Origin of the sequence: Curtobacterium flaccumfaciens (assembly GCF_018598405.1) — a bacterium.
GTDB lineage: Bacteria > Actinomycetota > Actinomycetes > Actinomycetales > Microbacteriaceae > Curtobacterium > Curtobacterium aurantiacum.
Genome location: NZ_JAHEWS010000006.1, coordinates 104,058 through 117,277 on the forward strand (window position 1 = coordinate 104,058; position 13,220 = coordinate 117,277).

The 13,220-nt window shown below is 69.4% G+C and carries 11 protein-coding genes; 6 read left to right on the top strand and 5 right to left on the bottom strand.

Features of this window, described 5'->3' with window-relative positions; genetic code table 11:
• Positions 1-40: 40 nt before the first annotated feature.
• On the top strand, positions 41-340 hold the full coding sequence (locus tag KK097_RS05630; protein WP_214543987.1) for a biopolymer transporter Tol: 300 nt from the start codon (positions 41-43) through the stop codon (positions 338-340).
• On the top strand, positions 337-801 hold the full coding sequence (locus KK097_RS05635; RefSeq protein WP_214531088.1) for a hypothetical protein: 465 nt from the start codon (positions 337-339) through the stop codon (positions 799-801). Before KK097_RS05630 ends, KK097_RS05635 begins: the two co-directional genes overlap by 4 nt.
• 105 nt (positions 802-906) lie before the next feature.
• Here KK097_RS05635 and KK097_RS05640 read toward each other — a convergent pair whose 3' ends face one another.
• From KK097_RS05640 to KK097_RS05655, 4 genes are all read right to left on the bottom strand, one after another.
• On the bottom strand, positions 907-2,736 hold the full coding sequence (locus KK097_RS05640) for a glycoside hydrolase family 35 protein (RefSeq protein ID WP_214543988.1): 1,830 nt from the start codon (positions 2,734-2,736) through the stop codon (positions 907-909).
• A 154-nt stretch (positions 2,737-2,890) separates the two neighbouring features.
• Complete coding sequence (locus KK097_RS05645) at positions 2,891-4,225, bottom strand: ABC transporter substrate-binding protein (protein WP_214543989.1); 1,335 nt, start codon at positions 4,223-4,225, stop codon at positions 2,891-2,893.
• Between the two features lie 97 nt (positions 4,226-4,322).
• Positions 4,323-5,294: a carbohydrate ABC transporter permease gene (locus KK097_RS05650; RefSeq protein ID WP_214543990.1), complete on the bottom strand. Its 972-nt coding sequence runs from the start codon at positions 5,292-5,294 to the stop codon at positions 4,323-4,325.
• The gene (locus KK097_RS05655) at positions 5,291-6,235 is read right to left on the bottom strand and encodes a carbohydrate ABC transporter permease (protein ID WP_027466150.1); all 945 of its coding nucleotides are present in this window, start codon (positions 6,233-6,235) and stop codon (positions 5,291-5,293) included. The genes KK097_RS05650 and KK097_RS05655 overlap by 4 nt, the downstream gene beginning before the upstream one ends.
• Before the next feature lie 196 nt (positions 6,236-6,431).
• Between KK097_RS05655 and KK097_RS05660 the strand changes: the two genes are divergently transcribed.
• Positions 6,432-7,457, top strand: coding sequence for a LacI family DNA-binding transcriptional regulator (locus KK097_RS05660; RefSeq protein WP_214531131.1), 1,026 nt, complete (start codon positions 6,432-6,434; stop codon positions 7,455-7,457).
• 323 nt (positions 7,458-7,780) lie between these two features.
• On the opposite strand, the gene arfA is transcribed toward KK097_RS05660, so the two are convergent.
• The gene (gene arfA / locus KK097_RS05665) at positions 7,781-9,286 is read right to left on the bottom strand and encodes an arabinosylfuranosidase ArfA (protein ID WP_214543991.1); all 1,506 of its coding nucleotides are present in this window, start codon (positions 9,284-9,286) and stop codon (positions 7,781-7,783) included.
• Positions 9,287-9,581: 295 nt separating this feature from the next.
• On the opposite strand from arfA, the gene KK097_RS05670 reads away from it, so the two are divergent.
• The 3 genes from KK097_RS05670 to KK097_RS05680 all read left to right on the top strand — a co-directional run bounded on the left by KK097_RS05670 (position 9,582) and on the right by KK097_RS05680 (position 12,906).
• The gene (locus tag KK097_RS05670) at positions 9,582-10,937 is read left to right on the top strand and encodes an extracellular solute-binding protein (RefSeq protein ID WP_110865197.1); all 1,356 of its coding nucleotides are present in this window, start codon (positions 9,582-9,584) and stop codon (positions 10,935-10,937) included.
• 84 nt (positions 10,938-11,021) lie between these two features.
• A complete protein-coding gene (locus KK097_RS17945; RefSeq protein ID WP_027466146.1) occupies positions 11,022-11,993 on the top strand; it encodes a carbohydrate ABC transporter permease in 972 nt (323 codons plus the stop codon).
• A gap of 1 nt (position 11,994) precedes the next feature.
• Positions 11,995-12,906, top strand: coding sequence for a carbohydrate ABC transporter permease (locus tag KK097_RS05680; RefSeq protein ID WP_209049393.1), 912 nt, complete (start codon positions 11,995-11,997; stop codon positions 12,904-12,906).
• The last annotated feature ends 314 nt before the right edge of the window (positions 12,907-13,220 follow it).

The following is a 13,220-nucleotide window of genomic DNA, read 5'->3' on the forward strand; positions in this document are numbered from 1 at the left end:
TCCTGTCTACCCGGCACCACCGACGGTGCAGACTCGGACCATGACCGCCGAACCCGACGACCACTTCTTCGTCGTGGACGGCCGACGCTGGCACCGCACCGATCCGGCCCTGCCCGAGGAACTCGCCGCCGCACTCCGCTCCCACCTGGGGCGCGGGCGCAACGCCGTGAAGACCGCGAAGCGCGGGGGCGACGACGAGGCCCTGGCGGCGGCACGGCACCGGAACGGCCTGGCGAAGCACGGACTGGGCGAACGCGGCCCCGAGTGGTGGACGCGCCCCGAGGCCGACCGGATCGCCGACGCCGAGCAGGCCCTCGCCGACCTGGACGCCCTGCCGTGACCACGATCCGTCCACCTCGCCTGGACCGCATTCTGACCGCCGTCGTCTTCGGCCCGGTGATCATCGGGACCGGAGTCACACTCGCGAGCGTGGCCTTCGTGCCCGGAGCATCGGCAAGGGTGTTCGTCTTCATCCTCGGTGCCGCCTTCATCGCCGGTGGGATCTGGGCGACGGCCAGGACCCGGTACGTCGCCGTGCACCTGTCCGACGACAGCCTCCGGTACTCGGGCTTCTTCGTGTCGTGGACGGCACCACGTGCGGAGATCACGACGGTGCTCGACGACGCGTTCGTCGAGTGGCGCGACGATCACGGGGCCGAACACCGACGGCAGATCTGGCTGCTGACCCGAGCGCGGGAGGACGACGGCACGAAGTTCGCTCCGCTCTGGCGGTGGCGACGCGAGGCACTCCTCGAAGTTCGAGCGTGGGCGGCGGCTCGCGAGGTCCGAAACGTCCCATGACGCCCGCGATGGGAAGCAGAACCGGGCGTACCTGGTCGAAACTTCCGACCAGGTACGCCCGATTCGACCAGGTACGCCCGATTCGACCAGGCCGCGCGCCCGCGACTAGGCCTCGGTGTGACCCAGGTCCGGCTCGACGAGCAGGCATGCCGTGCGTGACGCGGCGGCGTGCAGTTCGAGGACCACGAGCTCGTTCCGGCCGCGGCGGAGCACCGGACCCGGGATCGCCAGGGTCTGCTGCGGGCCTCGCGACCAGTACCGACCGAGGCAGAACCCGTTGACCCAGGCGACACCCTTCCGGAATCCGTCGAGCGACAGGTACCGGTCGTCGACGGTGTCGAGCTCGAACGAACCAGCGGCGAACGTCGGCCCGGCGAGCACGTTGCCACCGGTCGGAGCGACCTCGGACAGCGCCGACAGCGCGGCCGGGGCGATCGGGTCGAGTGCGAGCGGCGACACGGTCCACCGGGCCACCGGCACCCCGTCGATCGAGACACCCCCGATCAGGCCCTTCGGCTCCCCGATGCGGACGCCGTAGTCCACGCGGCCCTGGTCCTCGACGAGGAGCTCGAGCGTGCCGGTCACCGGCGGCAGGGTGACGGCACGGTCGTGGTGTTCGCGCTCCAGGACCCCGACGACGACACCGTCGACCGACACGATCGCGCGGTCGCGCACCTCGGTACCGACGGTCAGCACCCCTCCGGCGGGCAGGTCGACCTCGGCGCGGTAGGCGACGAAGCCGCTCGCGGCCCCGAGGGCGTCGAAGGTCGGCGGCTCGTCGTGCGCGGACCACGTCGTGAGCGTGGGCAGCAGGGAGCGGAGCGACGCGACCCGGTCCAGGCGGACGGCGAGGTCCGTGGCGGGGGTGATCCGGGCCTCCAGACCGACTCCGTCCGACGCGCCGGACGTGAGCCGACCCGACCCACCCGGCTCCATCGTTGCGGGCAGCGGCGGGACGGGCGCGTAGCGCGCGATCACCGCGCGGAAGGCGTGGAACTTCTCCGTCGGCCGACCGGCCTCGTCGAGCGGGGCGTCGTAGTCGTACGACGTCGCGATCGGGCGGTAGACGCCCTTGTCGTTCGCGCCGTTGGTGAAGCCGAAGTTCGTCCCGCCGTGGAACATGTAGATGTTGACCGAGCCGCCGGCGGCGAGCAGGACGTCGAGGTCCTCGGCGCTGGCGGACGCCGGCGTGGTGTGGTGGTGCTCGCCCCAGCTGTCGAACCAGCCGTCCCAGAACTCCGAGCACATCAGGGGCCCGGTCGGCTGGGCCTGCCGCAGGCGCTCGAGCCGGGCGGCGGAGCGTGAGCCGAACGATCCGGTCTTGTGCAGCGACGGCAGCGAGCCGTCCTCGAGCATCGTGCCCATCGGCTGGTCGACGCTCGTGAAGGGGACGGTGAGCCCGATGTCGCGGTGCATCTGCTCGAGTGCGCGCAGGTACTCGGGGTCGGAGCCGTAGGCGCCGTACTCGTTCTCGACCTGCACCAGGACGACGGGCCCGCCCTGGTCGATCTGTCGCGGGACCAGCACGGGGGCCAGCTGCTGTAGGTACGTCTGGACCGCTGCGAGGAACCCGGGCTCGTTGCGTCGGACGCCCACGGAGCCGTCGGCGAAGAGCCAGTACGGCAGACCGCCGTTCGTCCACTCGGCACAGATGTAGGGGCCCGGGCGGACGATGGCGTGCATGCCCTCGTCGGCGATCAGGTCGAGGAAGCGGCCGAGGTCCAGGCCACCCGACAGGTCGAACACCCCGGGCGACGGCGCGTGCGCGTTCCAGGCGACGTAGGTCTCGATGGTGTTGAGGCCCATCAGCTTCGCCTTGCGGATCCGGTCGGCCCACAGGTCGGGGTGCACGCGGAAGTAGTGGATCGCGCCGGACAGGACCCGGTGCGGCTCGCCGTCGAGCAGGAAGTCGGTGTCGCCGATGGCGAAGCGCATGGTGTCATTCTTTCGTTGCTGGCCAGGCCGGGCGTGGAGCCGGGCCAGGCGTGGAGCCGGGCCGGGCGTGGAGCCGGGCCGGGCGTGGAGCCGGGCCGGGCGTGGAGCGGGGCCGTGCGGACGTGTCCGCACGGCCCCGCGGGGATGCCGTGGACTACTTCGACGAGACCGTGAAGCCCTGGTCCTCGCCGTACTTGACGAGGGCCTTCTGCCACGCCTCGAGACCGGCGTCGAGCGAGGTGCCGTTCTCGTACGCCTGACCGACGGTGTCGGCGTAGACGCTGTTCGCGTACACCTGGTACGGCAGGTAGGTGAAGTCGTTGTCCGAGGACTTCGACGCGTCGACGAGCACCTTGTTGATCTGCTGGCCGCCGAAGTACTCCGGCTTCTCGTCGAGGAAGGCCGCCGAGTCGAGGTCAGCGGTGGTCGACGGGAAGCCGCCGGACTCCATGAAGACCTTCGTCGACTCCTTCGAGGAGTTCAGCCACTTGAGGAAGCCCGCGGCGAGTGCCGGGTTCTTCGACTGCTTCATGACGACCTGGGCGCTGCCGCCGTTGTTCGCGGTCTGGGCGGCGCCACCGTCGTAGGTCGGCATGGGGGCGACGCGCCAGTCACCGGAGGCCTGGGCGACGCCGGACTCCAGGTTGCCGGGCATCCAGGCGCCGGTGATCATCGTGGCGATCTCGCCGTTGCCGAGCTGCTTGTACCAGTCGTCGGTCCAGCCGACCGTCTTCGACAGCAGGCCCTGCTCGACGAGCTCGTTCCAGGTGCTCGTCCACTTCTTGGTGCCCTCGTCCTGCAGGTTGATGGTCACCTTGTCACCGTCGGTGGTGAAGGGGGTGCCACCGGCCTGGGCGATCATGCTCGTGGTGAAGCCGGCGTCGCCGGAGTCCGCCGCGATGTACGCCTTCGGGTCCGCCTCGTGCAGCTTCTTGGCCGCGGTGACGTACTCGTCCCACGTCTTCGGCACGGTGATGCCGTGCTCGTCGAAGACCTTCTTGTTGTAGAACAGCGCCATGGGGCCGGAGTCCTGCGGCAGGCCGTAGACCTTGCCGTCGATCGACACCGAGCTCCAGGTGCTCTTCGCGAAGTCCTTCTCGAGCGAGTCGAAGCCGTAGCTCGACAGGTCGAGCAGCGACTCGGACAGGGCGAACTGCGGCAGGGCGTAGTACTCGACCTGGGCGACGTCGGGGGCGCCCGAGCCGGCCTTGATCGTGTTCTGCAGCTTCGTGTACTGGTCGGCACCGGTGCCGGCGTTGACGAGCTTGACCTTCACCTTGGGGTACTGCTTCTCGAACGCGGCGACCTGGGCCTTCGCCGACGGGGTCCACGACCAGTAGGTCAGGGTGCCACCGTCCTGCAGGGCCTTGTCGATGTCGTCGGCCGATCCGCCGGAGCCGGAGCCGCCGGAGGCGCACGCGGCGAGGGCGATCGCGGCGGTGACGCCGATGGCGAGGGCGCTGAGCCCGCGCCGGAGACGCTTGTTCATGGGAGTGCCTTTCACTTCTTCGTGGAGGGGGTGGTGCTGCTGTGTGCCGGACCGGTCGGCGCGTGGCGGGGTCGCCGTGCGCCTGGTGTCCGAGGGGTCAGGCCTTGACCGACCCGGCCGCGAGGCCGGACTGCCAGAAGCGCTGGAGGAAGAGGAACGCGACCACGATCGGGATGATCGTGAGGAGCGATCCCGTGACGACGAGGTTGTAGATCGGCTGCGCGCCGGACCCGGTGGCCTGCGCGTTCCACTGGTTCAGGCCGACCGTCAGCGGGTACCACTTCGGGTCACTCAGCATGATGAGCGGCAAGAAGTAGTTGTTCCAGGTGGCGACGACCGCGAACAGCAGGACGGTGACGACACCGGGCGCGAGCAGGCGGAGCGCGATCGTGAAGAAGATCCGGAACTCACCGGCGCCGTCCATGCGGGCGGCCTCGAGCAGTTCGGCGGGGATGGCGTCGACCGCGTAGGTCCAGATCAGGTACATGCCGAACGGGCTGATCAGCGAGGGCAGGATGATCGCCCACGGGGTGTTGGTCAGGCCGACCTGCGAGAAGAGCAGGAACGTCGGGACCGCCAGGGCCGTGCCGGGGACCGCGATGGCTCCGAGGACGACGGCGAACACCGCGCGCCGACCGGGGAACTGGAACTTCGCCATGCCGTAGCCCGCGACGGTGGCGAGCAGGGTCGCCCCGCCGGCACCGACGACCACGTAGAGCAGCGTGTTGCCGAACCACTGCAGGAAGATGCCGTCGTTGTACGTCACCGTGTCGACGATGTTCTGCCAGAGGTTGAAGTCCCCACCGAACCACAGACCGAAGGTGGAGAGCAGCGACGCCTGCGTCTTCGTGCTGTTGACGAGCAGGTAGAACAGCGGCGCGAACGAGTACACGACGAAGACGACCATGACCGCTGTGAGCAGGCCGGAACGCTTCGGCTTGCGTCCGCCTTCCGCGGTGCGGAGCTGCCGGGAGGCGCGGATCGAGCGGGTGCGCGGTGCACGTTGCGTCGTGGTCGCCTCGGTGACCGTGGCGGCCGCGGGCCCGGTGGGGTGCTGGATGGTGCTCATCGGTTCTCCTCGCGGGTGCCGCGGACCTGGACGACGTAGGCGATCACCGCGGTGATCACGCCCATCACGATCGCGACGGTGGCGGAGTAGTTGAACTGCTGGCCGCTGAAGGACAGCGAGTAGGCGTACATGTTCGGGGTGAAGGCGCTGCCGATGACGTTCGGGGCGAGCGTCTTGAGCAGGTTCGGCTCGTTGAAGAGCTGGAAGCTACCGATGATCGAGAAGATCGTGGCGATGACCATCGGGCCGCGGAGCGCCGGGAGCTTGATCGAGAACACCGTGCGCATCGGGCCGGCACCGTCGAGCTCGGCCGCCTCGTACAGCTCACCGGGGACGGTGCGGAGTGCGGCGTAGAAGATCAGCATGTTGTAGCCGAGGAACTCCCACGTGACCACGTTGCCGATCGACGTCAGGACCCAGCTCGGGCTGAACGGCTGCAGCAGGTCGATGCCGAGGGCGTCGTTCGCGGCGCCCGTCAGACCGAACTGGTTGCCGTAGATGAAGCCCCAGATCAGGGCGGCGACGACACCGGGGACGGCGTAGGGCAGGAACACCGCGATGCGGAAGAAGCTCGTCCCCCACAGTCGGGCGCTGTCGAGTGCCAGGGCGGCGACGAGCGCGAGACCGAGCATGATCGGCACCTGGACGACCAGGAAGATCGCGACCCGACCGAAGCCGGACCAGAACTTGGCGTCCTGGAAGAGCTGCACGTAGTTGGCGAACCAGACGAACTGGTTGCCGCCGATGAGCTGGTCGCGGAACAGGCTGAGCCAGAGCGCGTAGCCGATCGGCACGATGAGCATGAGGACCAGGACGACGACGAACGGGCCGACGAACAGCCAGCCGGTGAACCGACCCCGCGGCTTGGGGCGCCGGCCGGCGGGGCGCTCGGCGGTGGGGCGCGGTGCTGCCTCACCGGGGCGCGCTGCGAGCGTGCTCATGTGACTCCTTCGTCTGCTGCGTTCGGGCGGTCGATGTCGGCAGCTCGGCCCGGGCCGGATCAGGGCGTCCGGGCGGTCACCGATGTTGACGTCAACATCGAACGACGCGACGATAGCATGGCAACGTCAACATGCGCTAGCGTCCGGGGAGGCCGACCGCACGGCCCCTCGATCCGGAAGGAGCGCCAGCGTGACGATGGAGTCCCCCGCCGGCACCCGCCGCGCCCCCTCGATGGCCGCCGTCGCCGACGCGGCCGGGGTGTCGATGCAGACGGTCTCGCGCGTGGCCCGGGGCTTCGACAACGTCAGCCCGGAGACCCGCGACCGCGTCCAGCGCGCGATGGACTCCCTCGGCTACCGCCCGAACCGGGCGGCCCGGGCTCTGCGCTCCGGCCGCTTCCGCACCATCGGCGTGATCATGTTCACGCTCGCGTCCTTCGGCAACATGCGCACGCTCGAGGCGATCGCCGACGCCGCCGGGGTCGCCGACTTCACGATCACCCTGCTGCCGATGGCCTCCCGCACCGAGGCGGGCGTCCGCTCCGCGTTCTCACGCCTGCACGAACAGGCCGTCGACGGCGTCGTGATCATCATCGAGTCGCACATCATCGACACCGCCGAGGTCGTCCTGCCCGACGGCGTGCCCATGGTGATCGTGGACTCCACCGGCAGCACCGACCACCCCGCGATCGACACCGACCAGGCCGACGGCGCCCGGCAGGCCACGCAGCACCTGCTCGACCTGGGGCACGAGACGGTCTGGCACGTGGCCGGTCCGGAGTCGTCGTACTCGGCGGCCCGTCGACTCGCCGCGTGGCAGGACACCCTGTCGCGTGCCGGCCGCCCCGTCCCGCCGGTGTTCCGCGGCGGCTGGACCACCGAGCACGGGTACGAGGCCGGGCTCGAGATCGCCGCACGCCCGGAGATCACCGCGGTGTTCGCCGCCAACGACCAGACCGCGCTCGGGGTCCTGCGCGCCGCACACGAGTCCGGTCGCCCGGTACCGTCGTCGCTCAGCGTGGTGGGGTTCGACGATTCCCCCGAGTCCGACTCGTTCTGGCCGCCGCTGACCACCGTCCACCAGTCCTTCGACGAGGTCGGCCGCCGAGCGGTCGCGAACCTGCTCGCCCAGATCGACGGTGAGCCGGTCAGTGTCGCGGCCGACCTGGTGCCGGTGCGGCTCGTCGAGCGCGCGAGCACGGCGGCGCCGCCCGCGCGCTGACCGCGCCGCGGCGCGCGGCGCGCGTTTCGCGCTCACCGACACCTCACGCGTGCACGACCCCGTGAACTGTCGCCCAGCCCGTGAACTCGCGCACGCCCCGGACGGGAGGCGCGGTGCCGGGCCGCCACGGGCCTCCCGGCCGCCGCGCGGGCCGCGTCACGGGCCCAGCGACAGTCCACGCGCCCGTCACCCCGTGAGGTGTCGGCCACCCCGTGCACTCGCGCCCGTCCCGCCCGCCGCAACGAGCAGGGGACGTCGGGCGCGAGCGCCCGACGTCCCCTGTGCTCACTCGACGCCCGCCGTGGCGTGCGCCGAGGCGTCTTCTAGCCGATCGAGACGGCGGTCCAGGAGACCGGCGGGAGCTCGATCGTGACGGTGTCGCCCTCGCGACGGACCGACTCGTTCGTGCGGAGCCCCACCCGCGAGGTGTTCGCCAGGTCGTTCACGGCGTGCAGGTCGTCGTCCCAGACGCCCTCGGCGTGGACATCGCCCGACGCACCGATGCCGGCGAGGTCGATCGTCACCGTCGTCGGCTCGGACGGGTGGCGGTTCACCAGGAACACCGCGGCCTTGCCGTCCTCGGACACGGTGGCGGCGGAGTCCACGACCGGGACCTCACCGTACTTGCCACCGTCGACCGTGTCACCGGAGGCCTTGACCTGCAGCGACGTGCCCTGCGCCAGGCGCGAGGTGACCGAGAACGGGAAGAACGTCGTCTGGCGCCAGGCCGGGCCGCCGGGCTCGGTCATGATCGGGCCGATCACGTTGACGAGCTGGGCGAGCGAGGCCGAGGCGACGCGGTCGGCGTGCCGGAGCAGCGAGATGAGCAGGCCACCCACGACGACGGCGTCGGCGACGGTGTAGACGTCCTCGAGCAGACGCGGGGCGACGGGCCACTCGTCGAGCGTGAAGGTCTTGGCCTTCGCCTCCCACTTCTTGATCGACCAGACGTTCCACTCGTCGAACGAGATGTCGATGCGCTTGTCGGACTTCTTCTGCGCCTGGACGTGGTCGGCGGCCGTGGTGACCGTCTTGATGAAGTGGTCCATGTTGGCGCCCGAGGCGAGGAACGACGGCAGGTCGTCGTCCTCCTCGTAGTAGGCGTGCGCGGAGATGTAGTCGACGTCGTCGTAGGTGTGCTCGAGGACGGTGCGCTCCCACTCGCCGAACGTCGGCATCGACGCCCCCGAGGAACCGCAGGCGACGAGCTCGAGGTCGGGCTGGATCTGCCGCATGGCCTTGGCGGTCATGGCTGCGAGCTTGCCGTAGTCGTCGGCGTTCTTGTGGCCGAGCTGCCACGGGCCGTCCATCTCGTTGCCGAGGCACCACATCTTGATGGCGAAGGGTTCCTGGCGACCGTTCGAACGACGGTATTCGGACAGTGCGGTCCCGGCGTCGATGTTCGCGTACTCGAGGAGTTCGATCGCCTCCTGCGTGCCGCGGGTGCCGAGGTTCACGGCGAGCATGAGCTCCGAGCCGACCTGGTCGAGCCAGTGCTGGAACTCGTGCAGGCCGACCTCGTTCGTTTCCGTCGAGTGCCAGGCCAGGTCGAGGCGGCGGGGGCGCTGCTCGACGGGGCCGACGCCGTCCTCCCACTTGTAACCGGAGACGAAGTTGCCACCGGGGTAGCGGATGGCGGAGACGCCGAGTTCCTTGACGAGTTCGACGACGTCCTTGCGGAAGCCGTGCTCGTCGGCGGTCTCGTGGGTGGGCTCGTGGATGCCGTCGTAGACGTGGCGGCCGAGGTGCTCGACGAACCCGCCGAACAGGCGACGTCGCACCGGCCCCACGGTGAACGCGGCGTCGAGGACGAGGTGTGTGCGGGGCATGGATCTCCTTCGATCGTGGCAGTGCGGTTCGTGCGGGGAGCGGGTGGGGCCACGGACGGGAACCGAAGCGGGCCGTCACGAAAGTGAGCGCTCACCTGACAGAAACGCTACCGGGTTCCACGCCGTCGCGAAAGGGGTGGCGGATGCCGGGAGCGAGCGCTAATGTGAGCGCTCACGGAGCACCGGAAGGTCGTTCCGTGTCCGGAGCAGCAGTGCTCCGGGTCCGGAGCAGCGATGCTCCGGCGGGAGCACCGACCCTGTTCCCGAGCCCGGCCCATCCCGATGGAGTGATGCCATGCCGATCCCACCCGCAACACCCGCGTCGCGCCTCTCGCGCCGGGGCTTCCTCGCCGCCGGGGCAGCGGCCGCGACGGTCCTGCCGCTCGCCGCCTGCTCGAGCCCCCTCGCCGCCGGCCTCGCCGGCAGCGCACTCAACCCCGAGACCCTCGTCTTCTGGAACCTGTTCGGCGGCGGCGACGGCGTCCGCATGCAGGCCATGGAGGACGGCTACGCGAAGCAGCACGGCGGCTCGAGCGCGCTGCAGGGCACCACGTTCGCGTGGGGCAACCCGTACTACTCGAAGCTGACACTGGCGACCGTCGGGAACAAGCCGCCGGACGTCGCGGTCGCGCACCTGACCCGCGCGAAGCCACTCTGGGACGGTGACCTGCTCGACCCGATCACGTCCGACGACCTGGCGAGCGTCGGCCTGAGCGCCGCCGACTTCAACCAGAAGGCCTGGGCGGCGCAGAAGACCGACGGCAACAACATCGCGGTCCCGCTCGACACCCACCCCTTCGTCCTCTTCTACAACGTCGACGTCTGCAAGAAGGCCGGCCTGATCGACGGCGACGGCAACCTCGTCGACCTCAACGGCATGGACAACTTCGAGAAGGCCCTCGCCGCGGTCGCCAAGGTCACCGGCGGCACGGCGCTCAACGTCGCGAACGTGGTGCCGGAGACGGCCACCCCGTGGCGCTTCTTCTGGACCATGTACAACCAGCTGAAGGACGCCACCCCGTTCATCAGCGACGGCGGATCGAAGCTCACCGTCAACGAGGACGCCTACAACGAGGTCACGAGCCGCACCCAGAAGTGGGTGAAGGAGGGCTGGCTGAACAAGGCCCTCGACTACGCCACCGCGCAGTCGCTCATGTTCGACGGCAAGGCCGGCTTCTTCATGCAGGGCGAGTGGGAGATCAGCACCGCGCAGTCGATCAAGGGCCTGAACTTCGGCATGGCGCCGATCCCCCAGCTCTACGACAAGCCGGCGACCCAGGCGGACTCGCACACGTTCGTCCTGCCGAAGAAGGCCCGCACGCCGGAGCAGCGCAAGCAGCACATGCTCTTCATCAAGCAGATGCTCGAGCAGAGCCTGACGTGGGCCGAGGGCGGGCACGTGCCGGCCTACATCCCGACGTTCGACAGCGCGGCGTACAAGAAGCTCACGCCGCAGTCGAACTACGCGGCCGCAGCCGAGACCGCCGTGTTCGACGACGCCGCCTGGTACGGCGGGTCGGGTTCGACGTTCGAGGGCACGGTGGGCGCCCAGCTCGCCCTCGTGCAGCAGGGCAGCTCGTCCCCCGCGCAGGCACTGCGCGCCATCAAGTCGCAGCTCGCGACGTACCTCAACACCCCGAGCCCCCTGTGACCCGGCACGCAACCGCCCGGCCGGACCACGCCGGGCAGACGACCCCCGCGATCGCCGTGAACACCGCGCGAAAGGCACGATGACGTGACCACAGCACCTGTCCTCGACCGGCCGACCGACGCGGCCACCGCGCCGCGTCTCCGCCGGAACCGCTCCTACGGCTCCAGCGTGAACCGCGGCCAGGGCCGCAGCGGCTGGCTGTTCCTCGCCCCGTTCGGCCTGTTCTACGTGGCCTTCCTGCTCGGCCCGACGGTCTGGATGATCGTCACGAGCTTCTTCAACACCTCGACCGTCCGCACCGGGCTCGGCAGCTTCGCCGGGTTCGCGAACTACGCCGAGATGCTCGGGCGCAGCGACTTCTGGTCGTCGCTCTGGCACACGCTGCAGTTCACGCTGTACACGACCCCGCCCCTCGTCATCCTGGCGTTCGTGTTCGCCGTGCTGACGAACCGGATGAACCGCGGGCAGTGGTTCTTCCGCCTGGCGTTCTTCCTGCCGTTCATCCTGCCGTCGGCGACGATCTCGCTGATCTGGGTGTTCATCTTCACGCCGAGCACCGGTCTGTGGGCGAGCCTGCAGTCGGCGATCGGCATGACGCCCGGCTCCGGCATGCTGTCGAGCCCGAACACGGCCATGATCGGTGTCGCGATCGCCACCGTGTGGTGGACCCTCGGCTTCAACTTCGTGCTCTACCTGGCCGGTCTGCAGGAGATCCCGCGCGAGCTGTACGAAGCAGCCGCCGTCGACGGCGCGTCGAACTGGCAGCAGATCAAGTCGATCACGCTCCCCCTGCTCGGCCGCACGACGACCCTGGTCGTCCTGCTGCAGATCATCGCGAGCCTGAAGATCTTCGACCAGGTCTACCTGATGACGAACGGCGGGCCGGGCATCTCGACCCAGGTCTCGCTGCAGCTCATCACCGGCGTCGGCTTCACCGACAACCGACTCGGTGCCGCTTCGGCCGCGTCGGTCCTCCTGTTCATCGTGATCGTGGCGATCGCGGTCATCCGGCAGCTCGTCGAGCGCGCTGCCGCCAAGCGAGAGATCGGTGCCTGACATGACCGCCACCGAGAGCATCACCACCGGCCGCAAGCTCCGCACCGGCGTCTCCTCCGCCGCTCCCACGAGCGCCGCGAAGATCGGCGTCAGCGGCCGCGGCTTCACGATCGCGTCGGGCATCGTCCTGACGATCTTCGCGATCATCTGGCTCATCCCCAGCGTGTTCGCCCTGAAGACGTCGCTGTCCGACAACGGCGTCGCCGCCCTCGGCGCGAACGCGATCCTGTCGAACTGGAACCCGACGCTGCACTCGTACTCGTCGCTGTTCCAGGCCGGGGACATCTGGAACTGGTACCTCGCCAGCGCCATCACGAGCGTCGTCACCGCGGTGCTCACCGTGCTGTTCGCGTCGATGGCGGCGTTCGCGCTGTCGCGGCTCGTGTTCCGCGGCCGGAACATCGCGTTCCTGCTCATCATCCTCGGGATCATGATCCCGACGCAGGTGCTGATCATCCCGATCTTCCAGGAGCTCAACGCCGTCGGCCTGCTCAACACCTACTGGTCGGTGATCTTCCCGCAGGTGCCCGCCGTGATCGCGGTGTTCATCTTCAAGCAGTTCTTCGACGGGATCCCGAAGGAGCTGGAAGAGGCGGCGCGCATCGACGGCGCCGGCATCTGGAAGGTCTACTGGTCGGTCATCCTGCCGCTGTCGCGCCCGGTGATCGCGGCGGTGACGATCCTGACCTTCGTCGGGGTGTGGAACAACCTGCTTCTGCCGCTGTTCGTGCTGTCCAACCCGGACCTCATGACGATCCCGGTCGGGCTCGCCACGGTCCAGGGCAGCTTCGGTCAGCGTTACGCCGACATCCAGGCGGGTGCGATCCTCGCGGCGCTGCCGCTGATCATCCTCTACCTGATCTTCCAGCGGCAGATCGTGGAGGGCGTGACGGGCTCGGGCCTCAAGGGCTGACGCGACCCCAGGACGGACGGGAGGCCCGGTGCCAGCTGGCACCGGGCCTCCCGTCCGTCTGTTGGTCGCGTCGCCGTGCGCGGCGCGGCTGGTCTGGTCGGGCGGAACCGGGCGTACCTGGTGGAACCGGGCGTACTTGGCCAGAAGTTTCGCGGCAGTACGCCCGAAAACACCATGCATCGCGAACGCCATGGGAAGGAACGGGCGTACCTGACGGAACCGGGCGTACCGAGCGGGAACGGGCGTACCTAGCCAGAAGTTTCGAGGCAGTACGCCCGAAAACACCATGCATCGCGAACGCCATGGGAAGGAAC